The following is a 17,718-nucleotide window of genomic DNA, read 5'->3' on the forward strand; positions in this document are numbered from 1 at the left end:
CTCTTTCCTTAGATCCTTTAGAAGTAACCTTGACGTTTCTTAAGCTCCATCGATCCTGACTGATCGTGGTCGATCGCTCGACCTTGGCGCTCACTCGACGTGGCCACCAGCATCTCTTCGATAATGCCAGTCAAAGTGTTCGCTTCTGACTCGATAGCCCCAGTCAATGGATAACAACCCAGAGTACGGAAACGTACGCTCTTCTCTTCAATCACTTCACCCGGTTGAAGCGTCATGCGGTCATCATCAACCATGATCAACATGCCATTACGGTCAACAACAGGGCGTTTGTCAGCCAGATAAAGGGGAACAATTTCAATGCTTTCTAGATAGATGTATTGCCAGATATCCAGTTCAGTCCAATTTGACAGTGGGAATACACGAATACTTTCCCCTTTGTTCACTTGGCCGTTGTAAGTTTTCCACAGCTCTGGTCGTTGACTCTTAGGATCCCAAGTGTGGTTTTTATCGCGAAATGAATACACGCGCTCTTTCGCTCGTGATTTCTCTTCATCACGACGCGCTCCCCCGAAGGCCGCATCAAAGCCGTATTTGTTCAATGCTTGCTTTAGACCTTGAGTTTTCATGATGTCGGTGTGCTTGGAAGAGCCATGAACAAATGGACTACAACCCATTGCTAGCCCTTCTGGGTTCTTATGTACCAAAAGCTCAAAACCATATTTTTCAGCCGTGCGGTCACGAAACTCAATCATCTCGCGGAACTTCCAATCGGTATCCACATGCAGCAGTGGAAATGGAATCTTACCCGGATAAAAAGCTTTACGCGCAAGGTGCAGCATCACTGATGAGTCTTTACCAATTGAATACATCATGACTGGGTTATCAAACTCAGCCGCAACTTCACGGATAATATGAATACTCTCCGCTTCGAGTTGTTTAAGGTGAGTTAAACGTTGTTGGTCCATGTTTTGTCTTTCCTTTTTAAGCTTGAAGCCGCGTTACGTCTCTGATCTTTGGGCTGAAATTATATGGCGTTGGCAATGACATTTTTGCTGCAATCCGTATTGGGTAAAAACCAATCTAGCTTTTGAGACAATCGCACCACTTCTCCGACAACAATCAACGATGGCGCCTTGGCTTCTTTCGATAAATCAGAGAGCTGGGATAGTTGTCCCGTCAATACTTTTTGTTGAATTTGGGTACCGCGTTCAATGATGGCAATCGGTGTCGATGTTGCGCGACCGTGCTTAATGAGTTGTTTCTGAATATAGTGTGATTTCATCAGGCCCATGTAGATCACTAAAGTCTGATTACCACGCGCCAGCGTTGACCAGTCCATCTCATCACTTGCTTCTTTTAAATGGCCGGTGACAAAAATAGCCGATTGCGCATAATCACGATGCGTCAGCGGAATACCCGCATAGGCGGTTGCGCCAGCCGCCGCGGTAATACCCGGCACAACCTGAAAACGCACCCCCGCATCGGCGAGTACCTCGAGCTCCTCTCCACCCCGCCCAAACATAAATGGATCGCCGCCTTTAATTCGAACCACGCGATAGCCTTGTTTTGCGAAGTCGACTAAAAGCTGGTTGGTTTTCTCTTGTGGCACGCTGTGATGTCCAGCACGTTTGCCTACACAGACTAAAATCGTATCGCTTGGGATCAGCGCCATGATCTCCTCAGAGACCAGATAGTCGTACAAAACGACATCCGCTTGCTGTAGACAGTTGAGCGCTTTCACCGTCAAAAGCTCAGGATCACCGGGCCCAGCCCCCACCAGCGCAACTTCACTCGGTTGTAGCGTTTGCTTGGCAAAACGTGTAACACCAGCCACTGGGTTATCAGCAACCAATCGAGGCTTTTGTTGAGGAAAAGAAGTGACTGAATCGTTCGTTGCCATGTGCTTGCTCATCATCCATTGATATTGTTGTGCAAGCATTATGGCGGGGCGTTCATATTACCTGAAATTCTAAAATTTCATTTTTTATTCAAAAATCTGCTAAGAATTTTTTGTTTGGTCTCATTCAAAAGCGTGAAAAAATCGGCGATTACGATGAATAAGGTTCAGTAAACTGATGGATGTTCACAGTTTATTGTTTCTTTATCATCAAGTTGCACTGCGTTTGCTACATTACGAGTATGACTTCCCTATCCCATTGAATTGGAGTACCACATAAAAATGGCAGTTAATTCCCTCTCGCTCGCAGTTTTAGGTGGCATGCTAACGCTTGCAGGCTCTGCGATGGCCGATACCATCAAGCTTCGTATTATCGAAACCACCGATATTCACACTAACGTGATGGATTACGATTACTACAAAGATCAACCGTCACAAAAAATCGGCCTAAGCCGTGCCGCCACATTAGTAAAGCAGGCAAAATCAGAGGCAGAAAACAGTGTATTGGTTGATAACGGTGATTTGATCCAAGGCAGCCCAATGGGCGATTACATGGCGGCGAGAGGGATCAACGCTGGCGATGTACACCCGGTCTACAAGGCGATGAACCAGTTAAACTACGATGTGGGCAACATTGGTAACCATGAATTCAACTATGGCTTGGACTTTTTAGCCAAGACTTTGACGGGCGCGAACTTTCCTTACATCAACGCAAACGTATTTGATAAAAAAACAGGGGAGCACTATTTCAAGCCCTACCTGATCAAAACGCATACCTTCCAAGACACCAACGGCGACGCACATCAAGTTAAAGTCGGCTACATCGGCTTTGTTCCGCCCCAAATTATGGTGTGGGATAAGAAGAACCTTGAAGGCAACGTTTTTGCCAAAGATATTAAGGAAACGGCAGAAACGCTGATCCCTCAAATGAAGAAACAAGGCGCCGACGTGATCATCGCGATTCCTCACTCCGGCATTTCTACTGATCCATACAAGTTAGGCGCAGAGAACTCAATCTACTACTTAACTCAAGTCGACGGGATTGATGCGATTGCTTTTGGTCACTCTCACGCCGTCTTCCCAGGGAAAGACTTTGCTGACCTGCAAGGCGTTGACACTGACCGAGGGACCATCAATGGTGTCACTTCGGTTATGCCGGGTCGCTGGGGGAGCCACGTCGGTGTGATGGACTTGCTACTGAAAGAGAAAGATGACAAGTGGCAAGTGGTCGAAGGTCGTTCTGAAGCACGGCCAATCTTCGACAAAGCCAATAAACAATCTTTGGCTGAAGCCGATAAAGGCATCGTGAAAGCATTAGCAGAAGATCACAAAGGCACGCGTGAATTCGTCAACCAGCCTATCGGGAAAGCGAATGATGTGATGTACAGCTTCCTTGCATTGGTGCAAGACGACCCAACCATTCAAATCGTTAACCTTGCTCAGAAAGACTACGTAGAACGCTTTATTCAAGGCGACCCAGACCTTTCTGACATTCCAGTACTGAGTGCGGCAGCACCATTTAAAGTCGGCGGTCGTAAAAACGATCCAAGCAACTTCACGGAAGTAGAGTCCGGTCAGCTCACCTTCCGTAATGCGGCCGATCTTTACTTATATCCAAACACCTTGGTTGCGATGAAAGTGAAAGGTAAAGAGGTTCGCGAATGGCTAGAGTGCAGCGCGGGACAATTTAACCACATCGATATCACAAACACTCAGCCGCAACCTTTGATTGATTGGGATAATTTCCGTACGTACAACTTCGATGTCATTGATGGAGTGAACTACCAGATCGATATCACCCAACCACCCAAATACGATGCGAGTTGCAAAGTGATTAATCCAGATTCTCAGCGTATTGTGAATCTGACATTCGATGGTAAGCCTGTTGATTCGAAGCAGGACTTCATCATCGCAACCAATAACTACCGTGCTTATAGCAATACCTTCCCTGGTACGGGCCCAGACTTTATTGCGTTTGACGCACCAGATGAAAACCGCTCTGTCGTCGCCGCTTATATTTCTCGCGTGAGTGAAGAAAAAGGTGAAGTGACACCAAGCGCTGACAACAACTGGTCTTTCGCACCGATCAACTCCGATAAAACGCTAGATATTCGTTTCGAAACGTCCCCTAGCGATAAAGCGGCGCAGTTCATCAAAGAGAAAGGTCAATACCCAATGAAACGTGTCGCGACTGACGACATTGGTTTCGCGGTTTACCAAATCGACCTGAATAAGTAAGTAAGTAAGTAAGTAAGTAAGTAAGTAAGGCTGATTTGACAACAACGCTAAGCGGCTCTCATGAGCCGCTTTTTTGTTATCAATAAAACCCGTTAGAATAAAGAAAACCGTTTCTGAGTTATCACATGCACAGCGATCTTTTTTCAGACTTAGTCAATCATGGCTTCTTAGACACAGAAGCAAACCAACTTATCGAAAATGGTGAGTTACTCGAACTGCCTACGCGCCACATTCTTAACCACCAAGGCGAGTTTAGCTCGCACCTTTACTTCATTATTGAAGGCTTATGCCATGCAAGCTATCTCACTGAGCAGGGCAAAGAATTCAGTAAAGAATTTTATTGGGAGAAGGACTGGGTTATCGGCTTTGAGAGCATAATTAAGAACCAACCTTCGCCTTACTTATTGGAAACGCTGAGCGCTTGTCAGCTATTTTGCTTGCCAATTGAAACGTTACATCACTGGCGAGCAGAAAAGCACGCCATTTACTTAAAGCTACTCGAAAACCAACTGGTTAATAAAGAGAATAAAGAACGTTTTATGCTGCTCTACTCTCCAGAGGAACGATACCAATTATTTTGCGCTCATTACCCAGATTTAAAGCAACGTATTACCGACAGCCAAATTGCTGCTTATCTGGGGATCACGCCTATCAGTTTGAGCCGAATTAAAGCGCGCTTAACTAAAGATAACACGCCCAAGTAAACTCAAAAAAAAGGCTCTTCAAACAAAGAGCCTTTGCATAACATCGATATTCTACTTAAGAATTCGTGCTCGGAACTGACGCCCTTTCATCTTGCCATTGCTAATGGTTTGCAACGCCTTCTTGGCGACAGATTTTTCAACCGCTACATAAGCGCGCACTGGGAACAAATGAATCTTGCCAACTTGAGTGCCTGGAATACCACCTTTCCCCGTTAGGCAACCTAATATATCACCTGGGCGGACTTTTTGCCTCTTGCCACCATCAATGTTGATCGTGACCATTTTCGCCTGGTATGGCTGTTGGTTTGACTTCGCTGGCAGCGTTGTTGGCACCACATCCATCTCTAAGTATTCTTCAATACGTGCCACTCGTAAGCCGTCTTTTTCGCCAAAGAAGCTAAATGCCAAACCTGTACTGCCTGCGCGACCAGTACGACCTATTCGGTGTACGTGAACTTCCGGATCGCGTGATAATTCAAAGTTAAACACAGCGTCTAGGTTATCAACATCTAAACCACGCGCGGCCACATCGGTCGCCACCAAAATAGACACACTTTTGTTCGAAAATTGCACCAGTGCTTGGTCACGTTCTCGTTGCTCCAAGTCCCCGTGAATATCGATAACACTAAACCCTTTACGATGCAGTTCATCAGCAACACTTTGTACTTCCTTTTTAGTGTTACAAAAGACCACCGCCGACTCTGGTTGATGAGTCAACAATAAGTTGGCTAACGCCTCGTCACGAGCTTCTGAGCCTTCGACTCGATAAAAGTATTGTACGATACTCGAGGTGTCGTGAGTCGACTCGACTTTAATCAATTCCGGTGATTGCATAATACGCTTTGCCACCTGCTCGATTTTCTCTGGGAACGTAGCACTAAACAGTAGCGTTTGACGCTGTTTAGGTGCTTTCGCGATGATAGCATCCAGGGCATCTTGGAATCCCATATCCAACATACGGTCGGCTTCATCCAACACCAAGGTGTTTAACTCTTCAAGATTGATTCTGCCTTTCTCAAGATGATCCAAAATACGACCCGGTGTTCCCACCAAAATATGAGCACCGTGCTCTAATGAGCCAATCTGTGGCCCCATTGGCATACCACCACACAGAGTGAGCACTTTGATGTTGTGGATGCTTCGACCTAAAGTTCGAATTTCTTTCGCCACTTGGTCTGCAAGCTCTCGAGTCGGACACAGTACCAACGACTGAACTCGGAAGCGTTTGACGTTGAGGTTAGACAATACGCCTAATCCAAACGCGGCCGTTTTACCTGAGCCCGTTTTTCCCTGCCCGATGACATCGCGGTGTTTCAAAATCGCAGGCAAACTCAAAGCTTGAATGGGCGTCATGTGGGTGTAGTTGAGAGAATCAAGTGTGGCGAGTAATGCTGGGCTTAACTCTACTTGATCAAAAGTTGGTTTGCTCACGGGAATATCCTCAGGTGGGATGAAAAGAGAGCACATTATCACCAGATTTGACAGGAAGACCAGTGAAAATTAACCATTGTTAATGAGTATTAGCACAAAACCAAGTAAAGTCAGAGTGAACCAACCCAAATGACTTCACATGCAAGGTTGAGCCTCTCACATTTATTTGGGTACATAACATCATGGATACTAGAAATGCTGACTTGGATTACTTTACCATTTGCCCAACTGACCACCACACAACTGTATGCAATGATGCAATTACGCGTTGATGTCTTTATCGTTGAACAGACATGCCCATACCCAGAGTTAGATGGTAAAGACACGCTGGAAGGCGTTCATCACCTCTTAGGCTATCGCCGTGATGAACTCGTTGCCTGTGCGCGTTTGCTTCCTGCTGGTACAACCTATGACAATGTCAGTATCGGTCGAGTGGCGACGAAACAAACCGCTCGCGGAGGCGGCTTAGGCCATCAGTTACTGGAAGCCGCGCTAACGCAATGCGAGAGAATGTGGCCAGGTCAAACCATCGATATCGGCGCTCAAGAACACCTCTCTCACTTTTACGCCCGCCATGGGTTCAATGTAATTTCTGATTGCTACCTTGAAGATGATATCCCTCACGTTGACATGCGAAGAGAAGCACCCGTGCAGCAGCACAATACTTTATAACCCCCAATAAAAAAGACGCGAGTTTCTCGCATCTTTTTTATTTTGGTTCCATCACTTGTTACGTCCAAAACTGCCATCCGATAAGCGAAAGAACATGACTGAACGGCCACTTTTTTCCAACTGAAGAATATCTAACTCATCATCTTCGGTCAGCTTAAAGCGAATCAACTGACCCTGTTTAATCTGACTCAAAGGTTTGTCGCTGCCTTCAATTTTGACTAAAGCATTAAGATCCGCCATGGAAAGCTGGTTACTTCTGAATACTTGTGCAAGCGTATCACCGTTCTTCACTTGATACTCTTTCCAGTCTTCAGATTTAGGTCCTGAATTTTGTGAGGTACGTTGTTGACTCAAACTTTGCGCATTCAGTTTAATCGCTACGCGCTGATTATCGACTCCAGTCGGCTCGACTAACTGTTCCTGTTCATTCGGTATAGGAATAATTAGAACTAACAGCAACAGGGGAGATAAAATCATCAGAGTGCGCTGATGAAATTTTGGTAACCGATGCCAACATAATTGAACAGGCTGTAAACGCTCCACCCATAACTGTTTGTTGAACAGCTGCTTCCAGTCGATAGCAGCGAATTTTTGTTTAACCAACTCGACGTAGTCGACTTGCTGCTTTTTCTTTCTGCGACGATTCATTTTAATGAGCCTCTTAATACTTCTACTGCCAGTATAAAAATACCGATGCGGAGAGTATATGCTTTTCACGAAACTAAAATGGAATTTGGTTGAAATTAGCAGAAATATCACATGGAGTAAGAGGTAGGTCACACCAGTAAAACCGGTACTATGCATTCCATCGCAATCATTTAAACCTTAGCTCGAAACTGATACTCTATTGTTTTTCTCACTCCTAATAAGAGCGACATTTATGTCTGAAATGAAATTTGAAACAGTAGAACAGAAAGCAAGCTACGGTATTGGTATACAAATGGGCCAACAACTTGCAGGCTCAGGTCTAGAAGGTCTTAGTGTTGACGCTATCGCGGCAGGTATTGCAACAGCACTCACTGGTGATATGCCATCAATTGAAATTGATGACATCAACGAAGCGCTACAAGAGATGCAAACTCGTGCAGAAGCTGCACGTCAAGAAGCCGCTAAAATTGCAGCAGCGGAAGGTGAAGTGTTTCTAAAAGACAATGCACTACGCTCAGAAGTTAACGTCCTAGATTCTGGTCTTCAGTACGAAATCATTACTGAAGGTACTGGCGAAACCCCAACAGCAGAAAGTTCAGTTCGCGTTCACTACCACGGTGAACTAACTGACGGCACTGTTTTTGATAGCTCTGTCTCTCGCGGCCAACCAGCTGAGTTTCCTGTAACGGGCGTAATCAAAGGTTGGGTTGAAGCACTACAACAAATGCCTGTTGGCTCTAAGTGGAAACTATATGTACCACACGACCTTGCGTACGGTGAGCGTGGCGCTGGCGCTGCAATCCCTCCATTCGCAGCACTAGTATTCGAAGTAGAACTACTTGATATCCTTTAATTGAAATTGATTCAATTATCATTAAAAAACGGCGCTCTGGCGTCGTTTTTTTTGTCTAAAATAAATAGACACTCTCACCTTTAGTTACTCTGATAGCCTTTAAAACAACAAAATAACATTAACTTTGGAGGTACCATGGGTAAAACGCTCCTGACTCTCGCACTTTTATTAATCAATATTAGCAATGCGCACGCTTTCCTAGATATCGTTACAGAGAAAAGTGAAAAAAATGGACTCATGGATATGGTTAACAACAGCTTAAATGCTGAACCTTCACCATTAACAGATATGCTAACGAGCCAACTTCCTATCTCAGCAGAGCAAGCTATAGGTGGTAGTAGCGCGTTACTTGCTTTAACGCAAAATCAACTTTCGCAAGAAAATAGCACTGAACTAAAGACTTTACTTCCAGGGCTTGCAAACTTACAAGGGGCTCAGAGCCGGTTAGGGAACATCGACAACATAGAAGCAGTAAACAGAGCATTTGATTCGCTCGGCTTAGACCCATCAATGATCAGTCAATTTGGTCCTATCATACTGAATTACTTGAACACACAAGGTGCAAGCGAAGCATTACTGAGTGCACTGGGCGGACTGTGGGAGAATGGCTAGATTGACGGTTATTGAGCTATCGACAACCAGTATTACGGCATAACAAGGTGGGGATTAATATTCGCTGAGCGACAGATACAAAAAAGCCGAGCTAATGCTCGGCTTTCTCGTTCTTACGAACTGATTACTCAGCAGCTTCTTCAGCAGCTGGGCGATCTACAAGCTCAATGAAAGCCATTGGAGCTTTGTCACCAGCACGGAAGCCAGCTTTTAGGATACGAGTGTAACCGCCCTGACGAGCAGAAAAACGTGGACCTAGTTCGTTAAATAGTTTTGCAACTACTTCGTTGTCACGAGTACGTGCAAATGCTAGACGACGGTTAGCAACACTGTCAGTCTTAGCTAGTGTAATCAAAGGCTCAACTACGCGACGCAGCTCTTTTGCTTTTGGCAAAGTAGTCTTGATAACTTCATGACGTACTAGAGAGCTAGCCATGTTGCTGAACATCGCTTTGCGATGTGAGCTGTTGCGGTTGAGTTGACGACCACTCTTACGATGGCGCATGACCTAATCCTTCTAACTAGTATCGATTAATCTTCAGCGATTGATGCAGGTGGCCAGTTTTCTAGGCGCATGCCCAGAGACAGACCACGTGACGCAAGTACGTCTTTAATCTCAGTAAGAGATTTTTTACCAAGGTTAGGCGTTTTAAGTAGCTCAACCTCAGTACGTTGTACTAGATCACCGATGTAGTGAATCGCTTCTGCTTTCAGACAGTTAGCAGAGCGAACTGTTAGTTCAAGATCGTCTACAGGACGCAGTAGGATCGGATCGAATTCTGGCTTCTCTTCCTTCTCCTCAGGAACTCGTACATCACGAAGATCTACGAATGCATCCAATTGCTCAGCTAGGATTGTAGCTGCGCGACGGATAGCTTCCTCAGGTTCTAGAGTACCGTTTGTTTCCATATCGATAACAAGCTTATCTAGATCAGTACGCTGTTCTACACGAGCTGCTTCTACAGCGTAGGCAATTTTGTCTACAGGGCTGTAAGTAGCATCTACTAGTAGGCGACCGATTGGACGCTCATCTTCTTCGTTATGGATACGCGCAGAAGCCGGAACATAACCACGACCACGTTCAACTTTAATACGCATTGCGATTTCAGCGTTGTCATCCGTTAGGTGACAAATAACGTGTTCTGGGTTAGCGATCTCTACATCACCATCATGGGTGATGTCACCTGCAACCACAGGGCCCGAGCCTGATTTGTTCAAAGTAATGAACACTTCGTCTTTACCTTCAGCGACACGTACAGCCAAACCTTTAAGGTTTAGAAGGATTTCAAGAATATCTTCTTGAACACCTTCTTTAGTGCTGTACTCGTGAAGTACGCCTTCAATTTCTACTTCTGTGACTGCACAACCAGGCATAGAAGATAGAAGAATACGGCGAAGTGCATTACCCAGAGTATGACCAAAGCCACGCTCTAATGGCTCAAGAGTTACTTTTGCGTGAGTCGTGCTGACTTGTTCGATATCAACCAGACGTGGCTTAAGAAATTCTGTTACAGAACCCTGCATTGTGTCCTCTCTTTAGTTTAAACCTTACTTAGAGTAAAGCTCGACGATCAATTGTTCGTTGATGTCAGCTGATAGATCAGAACGCTCAGGCATACGCTTGAATGAACCTTCCATCTTGCCACCATCTACTTCAATCCAAGTTGGTTTTTCACGTTGCTCAGCAACTTCAAGAGCTGCTTTAATACGAGATTGCTGCTTAGCTTTCTCGCGGATAGAAACAACGTCATTAGCCGCTACTTTGAAAGAAGGAACGTTTACAACTTTACCGTTTACTAGGATAGCCTTGTGGCTAACTAGCTGACGTGCTTCTGCGCGAGTTGCACCAAAGCCCATACGGTAAACTACGTTATCAAGACGACCTTCAAGAAGCTGAAGCAGGTTTTCACCTGTGTTACCTTTTAGGCGAGCAGCTTCTTTGTAGTAGTTACGGAATTGTTTTTCTAGAACGCCGTACATACGACGTACTTTTTGCTTCTCACGAAGCTGAACGCCATACTCAGATAGACGACCGCGACGAGCGCCGTGTACACCTGGTGCGTTATCAATTTTACACTTGGTATCGATCGCGCGTACACCAGACTTAAGGAATAAGTCAGTGCCTTCACGACGGCTAAGCTTCAGCTTAGGACCCAAATATCTTGCCATGATTCTTCTCCAACTGTCCTAGAAACGTTATACGCGACGTTTCTTAGGTGGACGACAACCGTTATGAGGGATTGGTGTAGCATCAACAATGTTTGTGATGCGGAAACCAGCGGCGTTTAGTGCACGAACCGTAGATTCGCGACCTGGACCAGGACCCTTAACCATAACTTCCAAGTTCTTTAGGCCGTATTCTTTAGCCATTTCAGCACAACGTTCAGCAGCAACCTGTGCAGCGAACGGAGTAGACTTACGAGAACCACGGAAACCAGAACCACCTGCAGTAGCCCATGCAAGAGCGTTACCTTGACGGTCAGTAATGGTTACGATTGTGTTATTGAAAGAAGCATGGATGTGCGCAACGCCATCTGCAACTTGCTTGCGTACGCGCTTACGAGCGCGAATTGGTTGTTTAGCCATTGTACTCTACCTTCCCGATTATTTCTTGATCGGCTTACGCGGACCCTTACGGGTGCGAGCGTTGGTTTTAGTACGCTGTCCACGTAGTGGTAGACTGCGACGATGACGAAGACCACGGTAACAACCAAGGTCCATAAGACGCTTGATGTTCATAGATACTTCACGACGAAGATCACCTTCTACAGTGTATTTAGCTACACCATCACGCAGTTGATCGATCTGCTCTTCAGTTAGTTCACTGATCTTAACATTTTCAGCAACACCCACTTCAGCTAAGATAGCTTGAGAGCGAGTTTTACCAACGCCGTAGATCGCTGTTAGAGCGATTACTGCATGTTTATGATCAGGAATGTTAATGCCTGCTATACGGGCCATTATTCACTCCTAAGTGTTTCTATAAAAGAATTAGCCGCAGCAAAGCCCGTGATGGATACGCTGCGGAATACTACTTCTTTTGCACGCAAAAGGTAGGCCGAGAAATATACTCGACCCAACCTTCATTTTCAAGTAAAAATTTCTGCTAATTAGCCTTGGCGCTGTTTGTGCTTTGGCTCACTGCAAATCACACGAACGACACCGTTACGCTTGATTACTTTACAGTTACGGCAGATTTTTTTAACGGAAGCACGAACTTTCATTGCTAAACTCCGTAAATGAAACTGAATCTACCGCCGGATTAACGGCTATAGCCCTTCAGATTCGCTTTCTTCAACACAGAATCATACTGTTGAGACATCAGATGAGTCTGTACCTGTGCCATAAAGTCCATAATAACAACAACTACGATAAGTAGTGATGTACCGCCGAAGTAGAAACGTACGTTCCACGCGACCATCATGAACTCGGGAATCAGACAGATAAAGGTAATGTACAGTGCACCAGCAAGGGTTAAACGTGTCATTACTTTATCAATGTACTTCGCTGTCTGCTCACCTGGGCGGATTCCGGGTACGAATGCACCAGACTTCTTCAAGTTATCTGCTGTTTCTCGTGGGTTGAAAACCAACGCCGTGTAGAAAAAACAGAAGAAGATAATTGCTGCTGCATAAAGCATTACATACAACGGTTGACCTGGGCTAAGAGCCAAAGACACGTCAGTTAACCAACCGAACGCGCTGCTCTCACCGTTTTGACCAAACCACTGAGCCAATGTTCCTGGGAACAAAATAATGCTTGATGCAAAAATCGCTGGAATTACACCTGCCATATTAATCTTAAGTGGCAAGTGAGAGCTTTGTGCAGCAAATACTTTACGACCTTGTTGACGCTTCGCGTAGTTAACAACGATTCGACGTTGACCACGCTCCATGAAAACAACGAAGTAAATTACTGCGAAAGCTAATACCGCAATTAGCAATAGAAGAAGTACATGCAATTCACCTTGACGCGCTTGCTCGATTGTTTGACCGATTGCAGAAGGCAACCCAGCAACAATACCTGCAAAAATCAGTATCGAAATACCGTTACCAATCCCACGCTCTGTAATTTGTTCACCTAACCACATTAAGAACATGGTACCGGTTACTAAACTTACGGTTGCAATTAACGTAAACATGGTTTGGTTGATAACAACCAAATTGTCGACCATGTTTGGTAGGCCAGTTGCAATACCTATAGCCTGGAATGTTGCAAGTACAAGCGTGCCGTAGCGTGTGTATTGGCTTATCTTACGACGGCCTGCTTCACCCTCTTTTTTGAGTTCAGCTAACGCTGGATGAACTACAGTTAGCAATTGGACAACAATAGATGCCGAAATATACGGCATGATGCCCAATGCTAATATAGATGCACGCTCAAGAGCACCACCGGAGAACATGTTAAACATTTCAACGATGGTACCTTTTTGCTGTTCGAACAAATCGGCAAGTACAGCAGCGTCAATACCAGGAATCGGCACAAATGAGCCGGCTCGGAATACTAAAAGTGCACCAATTACGAATAACAAGCGCGACTTTAGTTCACTTAAGCCGCTCTGAGCACTACGAAAATCTTGTCCTGGTTTCTTAGCCATCTGTACCTCGTTCCTCGAGATTATTCCTCGATTTTACCGCCTGCAGCTTCGATTGCAGCTTTAGCGCCTTTAGTCACACGTAGACCTTTTACAGTCACTGCTTTGTCGATATCACCAGAAAGAACAACTTTTACAAATTCAATGTTCTTAGTGATAACGTTAGCAGCTTTAAGACTGTTCAGATCAACTACGTCACCAGAAACTTTCGCTAGCTCAGCTAGACGAACTTCAGCAGACACTAGGCTCTTACGAGAAGTGAAACCGAATTTTGGTAGACGTTGTTTCAAAGGCATTTGACCACCTTCGAAACCTGGACGAACATTGCCGCCAGAACGTGATTTTTGACCTTTGTGACCACGGCCACCAGTTTTACCTAAGCCTGAACCGATACCACGACCTACTCGCTTCGCAGAAGCTTTCGCGCCAGTAGCCGGTGCTAGAGTATTCAAACGCATTCTGATTACTCCTCAACTTTAACCATGTAGTAAACCTTGTTGATCATACCGCGAATACACGGTGTATCTTCAAGTTCTACTGTATGGTTGATTTTACGAAGACCTAGACCGCGCAATGTAGCTTTATGCTTTGGTAGGCGACCAATTGAGCTTTTAGTTTGAGTTACTTTAATAGTTGCCATCGTGTGCTTACTCCGAAATAGATTCAACAGTTAGACCACGTTTAGCAGCAACCATTTCTGGTGACTTCATGCTACCTAATGCATCGATCGTAGCACGAACGATGTTAATAGGGTTCGTAGAACCGTACGCTTTAGATAGAACGTTGTGTACACCAGCAACTTCAAGTACTGCACGCATCGCACCACCTGCGATTACACCAGTACCTTCTGCAGCAGGCTGCATGTAAACTTTAGAGCCCGAATGGCGACCTTTCACTGGGTGGTGAAGTGTGCCTTCGTTTAGAGCGATCGTCGTCATATTACGACGCGCTTTTTCCATTGCTTTTTGAATCGCTGCAGGTACTTCACGAGCTTTGCCGTAACCGAAACCTACGCGACCATTACCGTCACCAACTACTGTTAGTGCAGTGAAGCTCATGATTCGACCGCCTTTAACCGTCTTAGATACGCGGTTAACTGCGATTAGCTTTTCTTGCAAATCATTCGCTTGAACTTGTTGTTCTTTAGCCATCTTCCAACCCTACCTTAGAATTTCAGACCAGCTTCGCGAGCAGATTCTGCTAGCGCCGCTACTCGACCGTGGTATTGGAAACCAGAACGATCAAATGCAACTGCAGTTACGCCCTTCTCAAGAGCGCGCTCAGCAATAGCTTTACCCACTGCTTTAGCTGCATCAACGTTACCAGTGTATTTCACTTGCTCACGGATCGCTTTTTCTACAGTAGAAGCTGCTGCGATAACCTCAGAGCCGTTAGCCGCGATAACCTGTGCGTACACGTGACGAGGAGTACGGTGTACAACTAGGCGAGTCGCACCCAGTTCTGCAATCTTACGTCGAGCACGTGTAGCACGACGGATGCGAGATGCTTTCTTATCCATAGTGTTACCTTACTTCTTCTTAGCTTCTTTAGTACGCACATTTTCATCTGCGTAACGAACACCTTTACCTTTATAAGGCTCAGGCTCACGGTAAGAACGAATGTCAGCCGCAACCTGACCAACTAGTTGCTTGTCAGCACCCGTGATCACGATTTCAGTTTGGCTAGGACATTCAGCTTTAATACCCGCTGGCAACTCGTGCTCAACTGGGTGAGAGAAGCCAAGCGTTAGACCTACAGCGTTGCCTTTTATAGCAGCACGGTAACCAACACCTTTAAGAGTTAGCTTCTTAGTAAAGCCTTCAGTAACACCAACAACCATGTTGTTAACTAGTGCACGAGCAGTACCTGCTTGTGCCCAAGCGTTAGCAACACCTTCTTTAGGACCGAAAGTCAGGTTATTTTCTTCCTGAGCGATTACAACTGCGTTGTTTAGAACGCTAGTCAGTTCGCCTTTAGCACCTTTTACAGTGATTTCTTGGCCGTTTAGTTTCACCTCTACGCCAGCTGGAATAGCGACAGGTGCTTTTGCAACACGAGACATAGTCTACTCCTTATTAAGCTACGTAGCCGATGATTTCACCACCAAGACCTGCTTTACGTGCAGCGCGGTCTGACATAAGACCCTTGGAAGTTGAAACGATAGCAATACCAAGACCACCCATTACAGAAGGAAGTTGATCTTTCTTCTTGTAAACACGTAGACCTGGACGAGAAACACGTTTAAGTTGCTCAATTACTGGTTTAGCCTGGAAGTACTTAAGTGTAACTTCTAGCTCAGGTTTTGCTTCGCCTTCAACAGCGAAGTCAACGATGTAACCTTCAGCTTTTAGTAGTGCAGCAATTGCAACTTTAAGCTTTGAAGAAGGCATTTTTACAGCAACTTTGTTTGCTGCCTGACCGTTACGAACGCGGGTCAGCATATCCGAAATCGGATCTTGCATGCTCATATGATTTACTCCAAATGATTAAGTGGCAATTACCAGCTAGCCTTACGAAGACCCGGAATCTCGCCTTTCATGCAAGCTTCACGAACCTTAATACGGCTTAGACCGAACTTACGTAGGTAACCGTGTGGACGACCAGTTTGGTTGCAACGGTTGCGCTGACGTGATGCACTCGAATCACGTGGAAGAGATTGCAGTGTAAGAACCGCGTTCCAACGATCTTCTTCAGATGCGTTTACATCGCTGATGATAGCTTTTAGCGCAGCACGCTTTTGTGCGAACTTAGCTACTAGCTGTGCACGTTTAGCTTCACGTGCTTTCATTGATTGTTTAGCCATAACAGTAACCCTTCACCTTACTTACGGAATGGGAAGTTAAAGGCAGCCAGCAGAGCACGGCCTTCCTCATCAGTACCAGCAGACGTCGTAATTGTGATGTCTAAGCCGCGTACACGGTCAACTTTATCGAAGTCGACTTCCGGGAAGATGATTTGCTCGCGAACGCCCATGCTGTAGTTACCGCGACCGTCAAAAGACTTAGCGCTAACACCACGGAAATCACGTACTCGTGGAAGAGCGATATTAATTAAACGCTCAAGAAAATCCCACATACGTTCGCCACGCAAGGTTACTTTACAACCGATAGGGTAGCCTTCGCGGATTTTGAAACCTGCAACAGATTTGCGCGCTTTTGTGATAAGTGGCTTCTGACCAGAGATCGTTGCCATATCAGACGCTGCATTTTCTAGCAGTTTCTTATCGTTGATTGCTTCACCAACACCCATGTTAAGGGTGATTTTCTCGATTCTAGGGACTTGCATGACGCTTGTGTAACTGAACTGTTTGGTCAGTTCAGCGACTACAGACGACTTGTAGTAATCATGCAGTTTCGCCATAGTAGAACTCCAAATTACTTCTATTAGTTAGAAACGATTTCGTCATTAGACTTAAAGAAACGAACTTTCTTACCATCTTCAAAACGGAAACCGATACGGTCAGCTTTACCAGTAGCTGCGTTAAAGATTGCAACGTTAGAAACATCAATTGCTGCTTCTTGTTCAACGATGCCACCTTGTTGACCTAGAGCCGGTACCGGCTTTTGGTGCTTCTTAACAAGGTTAATACCTTCAACGATAACTTTACCGGTTGCTAGAACCTTAGTTACTTTACCTTTCTTGCCTTTGTCTTTACCAGCAAGAACGATTACTTCGTCGTTACGACGGATTTTAGCTGCCATTTCTACGTGCTCCTTACAGAACTTCTGGAGCCAGTGAAACGATCTTCATGAACTTATTGCCACGAAGTTCGCGCGTCACAGGACCAAAGATACGTGTACCGATTGGTTGCTCAGTATTGTCGTTTAGCAATACGCAAGCATTTCGGTCGAAGCGAATGACAGAACCGTCAGGACGACGTACGCCTTTACGGGTGCGCACTACCACCGCCTTCAGAACATCACCTTTTTTTACTTTACCGCGAGGGATTGCTTCCTTCACAGTAACTTTGATGACGTCACCGATATGTGCATAACGGCGGTGAGAGCCACCCAGAACCTTAATACACATTACGCTGCGTGCGCCTGAGTTATCAGCTGCGTCCAGCATACTTTGCATTTGGATCATGTTAGTGCTCCGCTAAATATTA

The 17,718-nt window shown here is 45.4% G+C and carries 26 protein-coding genes; 5 read left to right on the forward strand and 21 right to left on the reverse strand.

Annotation, left to right across the window (positions count from 1 at the left end):
- Nucleotides 1-17 precede the first annotated feature (17 nt).
- Nucleotides 18-926, reverse strand: coding sequence for a sulfate adenylyltransferase subunit CysD (gene cysD, locus ATG66_RS18315; RefSeq protein WP_098416652.1), 909 nt, complete (start codon nt 924-926; stop codon nt 18-20).
- Nucleotides 927-985: 59 nt separating this feature from the next.
- Nucleotides 986-1,861 carry a uroporphyrinogen-III C-methyltransferase gene (gene cobA / locus ATG66_RS18320; protein ID WP_179885752.1) on the reverse strand — a complete coding sequence of 292 codons (876 nt, stop codon included), beginning with the start codon at nt 1,859-1,861 and terminating at the stop codon, nt 986-988.
- 273 nt (nt 1,862-2,134) lie between these two features.
- On the opposite strand from cobA, the gene ATG66_RS18325 reads away from it, so the two are divergent.
- The gene (locus ATG66_RS18325) at nt 2,135-4,096 is read left to right on the forward strand and encodes a bifunctional 2',3'-cyclic-nucleotide 2'-phosphodiesterase/3'-nucleotidase (protein ID WP_179885753.1); all 1,962 of its coding nucleotides are present in this window, start codon (nt 2,135-2,137) and stop codon (nt 4,094-4,096) included.
- A 125-nt stretch (nt 4,097-4,221) separates the two neighbouring features.
- Nucleotides 4,222-4,800, forward strand: a complete 579-nt coding sequence (locus ATG66_RS18330) for a Crp/Fnr family transcriptional regulator (RefSeq protein WP_098416655.1) — start codon at nt 4,222-4,224, stop codon at nt 4,798-4,800.
- A 51-nt stretch (nt 4,801-4,851) separates the two neighbouring features.
- Here the strand turns inward: ATG66_RS18330 and dbpA are convergent, their stop codons facing one another.
- Nucleotides 4,852-6,231 (reverse strand): ATP-dependent RNA helicase DbpA, encoded by a 1,380-nt coding sequence (gene dbpA / locus ATG66_RS18335; protein ID WP_098416656.1) that lies wholly within the window; start codon nt 6,229-6,231, stop codon nt 4,852-4,854.
- A gap of 195 nt (nt 6,232-6,426) precedes the next feature.
- Here dbpA and ATG66_RS18340 point away from each other — a divergent pair, with 195 nt between their 5' ends.
- Nucleotides 6,427-6,903 (forward strand): GNAT family N-acetyltransferase, encoded by a 477-nt coding sequence (locus ATG66_RS18340; RefSeq protein ID WP_098416657.1) that lies wholly within the window; start codon nt 6,427-6,429, stop codon nt 6,901-6,903.
- Nucleotides 6,904-6,954: 51 nt separating this feature from the next.
- Here the strand turns inward: ATG66_RS18340 and ATG66_RS18345 are convergent, their stop codons facing one another.
- Complete coding sequence (locus ATG66_RS18345) at nt 6,955-7,551, reverse strand: LysM-like peptidoglycan-binding domain-containing protein (protein ID WP_098416658.1); 597 nt, start codon at nt 7,549-7,551, stop codon at nt 6,955-6,957.
- A gap of 232 nt (nt 7,552-7,783) precedes the next feature.
- Here ATG66_RS18345 and ATG66_RS18350 point away from each other — a divergent pair, with 232 nt between their 5' ends.
- Both ATG66_RS18350 and ATG66_RS18355 read left to right on the forward strand, forming a co-directional pair.
- Complete coding sequence (locus ATG66_RS18350; RefSeq protein ID WP_098416659.1) at nt 7,784-8,404, forward strand: FKBP-type peptidyl-prolyl cis-trans isomerase; 621 nt, start codon at nt 7,784-7,786, stop codon at nt 8,402-8,404.
- A gap of 135 nt (nt 8,405-8,539) precedes the next feature.
- Entirely contained in the window at nt 8,540-9,016 is a 477-nt protein-coding gene (locus ATG66_RS18355; protein ID WP_098416660.1) for a DUF2780 domain-containing protein, read from the forward strand.
- A gap of 124 nt (nt 9,017-9,140) precedes the next feature.
- On the opposite strand, the gene rplQ is transcribed toward ATG66_RS18355, so the two are convergent.
- The 17 genes from rplQ to rplN all read right to left on the reverse strand — a co-directional run bounded on the left by rplQ (nt 9,141) and on the right by rplN (nt 17,696).
- Entirely contained in the window at nt 9,141-9,521 is a 381-nt protein-coding gene (gene rplQ, locus ATG66_RS18360; RefSeq protein WP_098416661.1) for a 50S ribosomal protein L17, read from the reverse strand.
- Nucleotides 9,522-9,547: 26 nt separating this feature from the next.
- Entirely contained in the window at nt 9,548-10,540 is a 993-nt protein-coding gene (locus tag ATG66_RS18365; RefSeq protein WP_098416662.1) for a DNA-directed RNA polymerase subunit alpha, read from the reverse strand.
- Between the two features lie 24 nt (nt 10,541-10,564).
- Nucleotides 10,565-11,185 carry a 30S ribosomal protein S4 gene (gene rpsD, locus ATG66_RS18370; RefSeq protein WP_098416663.1) on the reverse strand — a complete coding sequence of 207 codons (621 nt, stop codon included), beginning with the start codon at nt 11,183-11,185 and terminating at the stop codon, nt 10,565-10,567.
- 27 nt (nt 11,186-11,212) lie between these two features.
- Complete coding sequence (rpsK, locus tag ATG66_RS18375) at nt 11,213-11,602, reverse strand: 30S ribosomal protein S11 (protein WP_098416664.1); 390 nt, start codon at nt 11,600-11,602, stop codon at nt 11,213-11,215.
- Nucleotides 11,603-11,620: 18 nt separating this feature from the next.
- Entirely contained in the window at nt 11,621-11,977 is a 357-nt protein-coding gene (gene rpsM / locus ATG66_RS18380; RefSeq protein ID WP_098416665.1) for a 30S ribosomal protein S13, read from the reverse strand.
- Nucleotides 11,978-12,126: 149 nt separating this feature from the next.
- On the reverse strand, nt 12,127-12,240 hold the full coding sequence (rpmJ, locus tag ATG66_RS18385; RefSeq protein ID WP_000868186.1) for a 50S ribosomal protein L36: 114 nt from the start codon (nt 12,238-12,240) through the stop codon (nt 12,127-12,129).
- A gap of 38 nt (nt 12,241-12,278) precedes the next feature.
- On the reverse strand, nt 12,279-13,613 hold the full coding sequence (secY, locus tag ATG66_RS18390) for a preprotein translocase subunit SecY (RefSeq protein ID WP_098416666.1): 1,335 nt from the start codon (nt 13,611-13,613) through the stop codon (nt 12,279-12,281).
- 20 nt (nt 13,614-13,633) lie between these two features.
- Nucleotides 13,634-14,068: a 50S ribosomal protein L15 gene (gene rplO / locus ATG66_RS18395; RefSeq protein ID WP_098416667.1), complete on the reverse strand. Its 435-nt coding sequence runs from the start codon at nt 14,066-14,068 to the stop codon at nt 13,634-13,636.
- A gap of 5 nt (nt 14,069-14,073) precedes the next feature.
- Nucleotides 14,074-14,250, reverse strand: a complete 177-nt coding sequence (gene rpmD / locus ATG66_RS18400; RefSeq protein ID WP_005379565.1) for a 50S ribosomal protein L30 — start codon at nt 14,248-14,250, stop codon at nt 14,074-14,076.
- A gap of 7 nt (nt 14,251-14,257) precedes the next feature.
- Nucleotides 14,258-14,761: a 30S ribosomal protein S5 gene (gene rpsE / locus ATG66_RS18405; RefSeq protein ID WP_004745894.1), complete on the reverse strand. Its 504-nt coding sequence runs from the start codon at nt 14,759-14,761 to the stop codon at nt 14,258-14,260.
- 14 nt (nt 14,762-14,775) lie between these two features.
- The gene (gene rplR, locus ATG66_RS18410; protein WP_005379568.1) at nt 14,776-15,129 is read right to left on the reverse strand and encodes a 50S ribosomal protein L18; all 354 of its coding nucleotides are present in this window, start codon (nt 15,127-15,129) and stop codon (nt 14,776-14,778) included.
- 9 nt (nt 15,130-15,138) lie between these two features.
- Entirely contained in the window at nt 15,139-15,672 is a 534-nt protein-coding gene (rplF, locus tag ATG66_RS18415) for a 50S ribosomal protein L6 (protein WP_098416668.1), read from the reverse strand.
- Between the two features lie 13 nt (nt 15,673-15,685).
- Entirely contained in the window at nt 15,686-16,078 is a 393-nt protein-coding gene (gene rpsH / locus ATG66_RS18420) for a 30S ribosomal protein S8 (RefSeq protein ID WP_098416669.1), read from the reverse strand.
- A 29-nt stretch (nt 16,079-16,107) separates the two neighbouring features.
- Nucleotides 16,108-16,413, reverse strand: a complete 306-nt coding sequence (rpsN, locus tag ATG66_RS18425) for a 30S ribosomal protein S14 (RefSeq protein ID WP_098416670.1) — start codon at nt 16,411-16,413, stop codon at nt 16,108-16,110.
- 17 nt (nt 16,414-16,430) lie between these two features.
- A complete protein-coding gene (rplE, locus tag ATG66_RS18430) occupies nt 16,431-16,970 on the reverse strand; it encodes a 50S ribosomal protein L5 (protein ID WP_098416671.1) in 540 nt (179 codons plus the stop codon).
- A gap of 23 nt (nt 16,971-16,993) precedes the next feature.
- Complete coding sequence (gene rplX, locus ATG66_RS18435; RefSeq protein WP_098416672.1) at nt 16,994-17,311, reverse strand: 50S ribosomal protein L24; 318 nt, start codon at nt 17,309-17,311, stop codon at nt 16,994-16,996.
- Nucleotides 17,312-17,324: 13 nt separating this feature from the next.
- Nucleotides 17,325-17,696, reverse strand: coding sequence for a 50S ribosomal protein L14 (gene rplN, locus ATG66_RS18440; RefSeq protein WP_098416673.1), 372 nt, complete (start codon nt 17,694-17,696; stop codon nt 17,325-17,327).
- Between the last annotated feature and the right edge of the window lie 22 nt (nt 17,697-17,718).

The sequence above is a fragment of the Vibrio sp. ES.051 genome (assembly GCF_002563795.1).
Classification (GTDB): Bacteria; Pseudomonadota; Gammaproteobacteria; order Enterobacterales; family Vibrionaceae; genus Vibrio.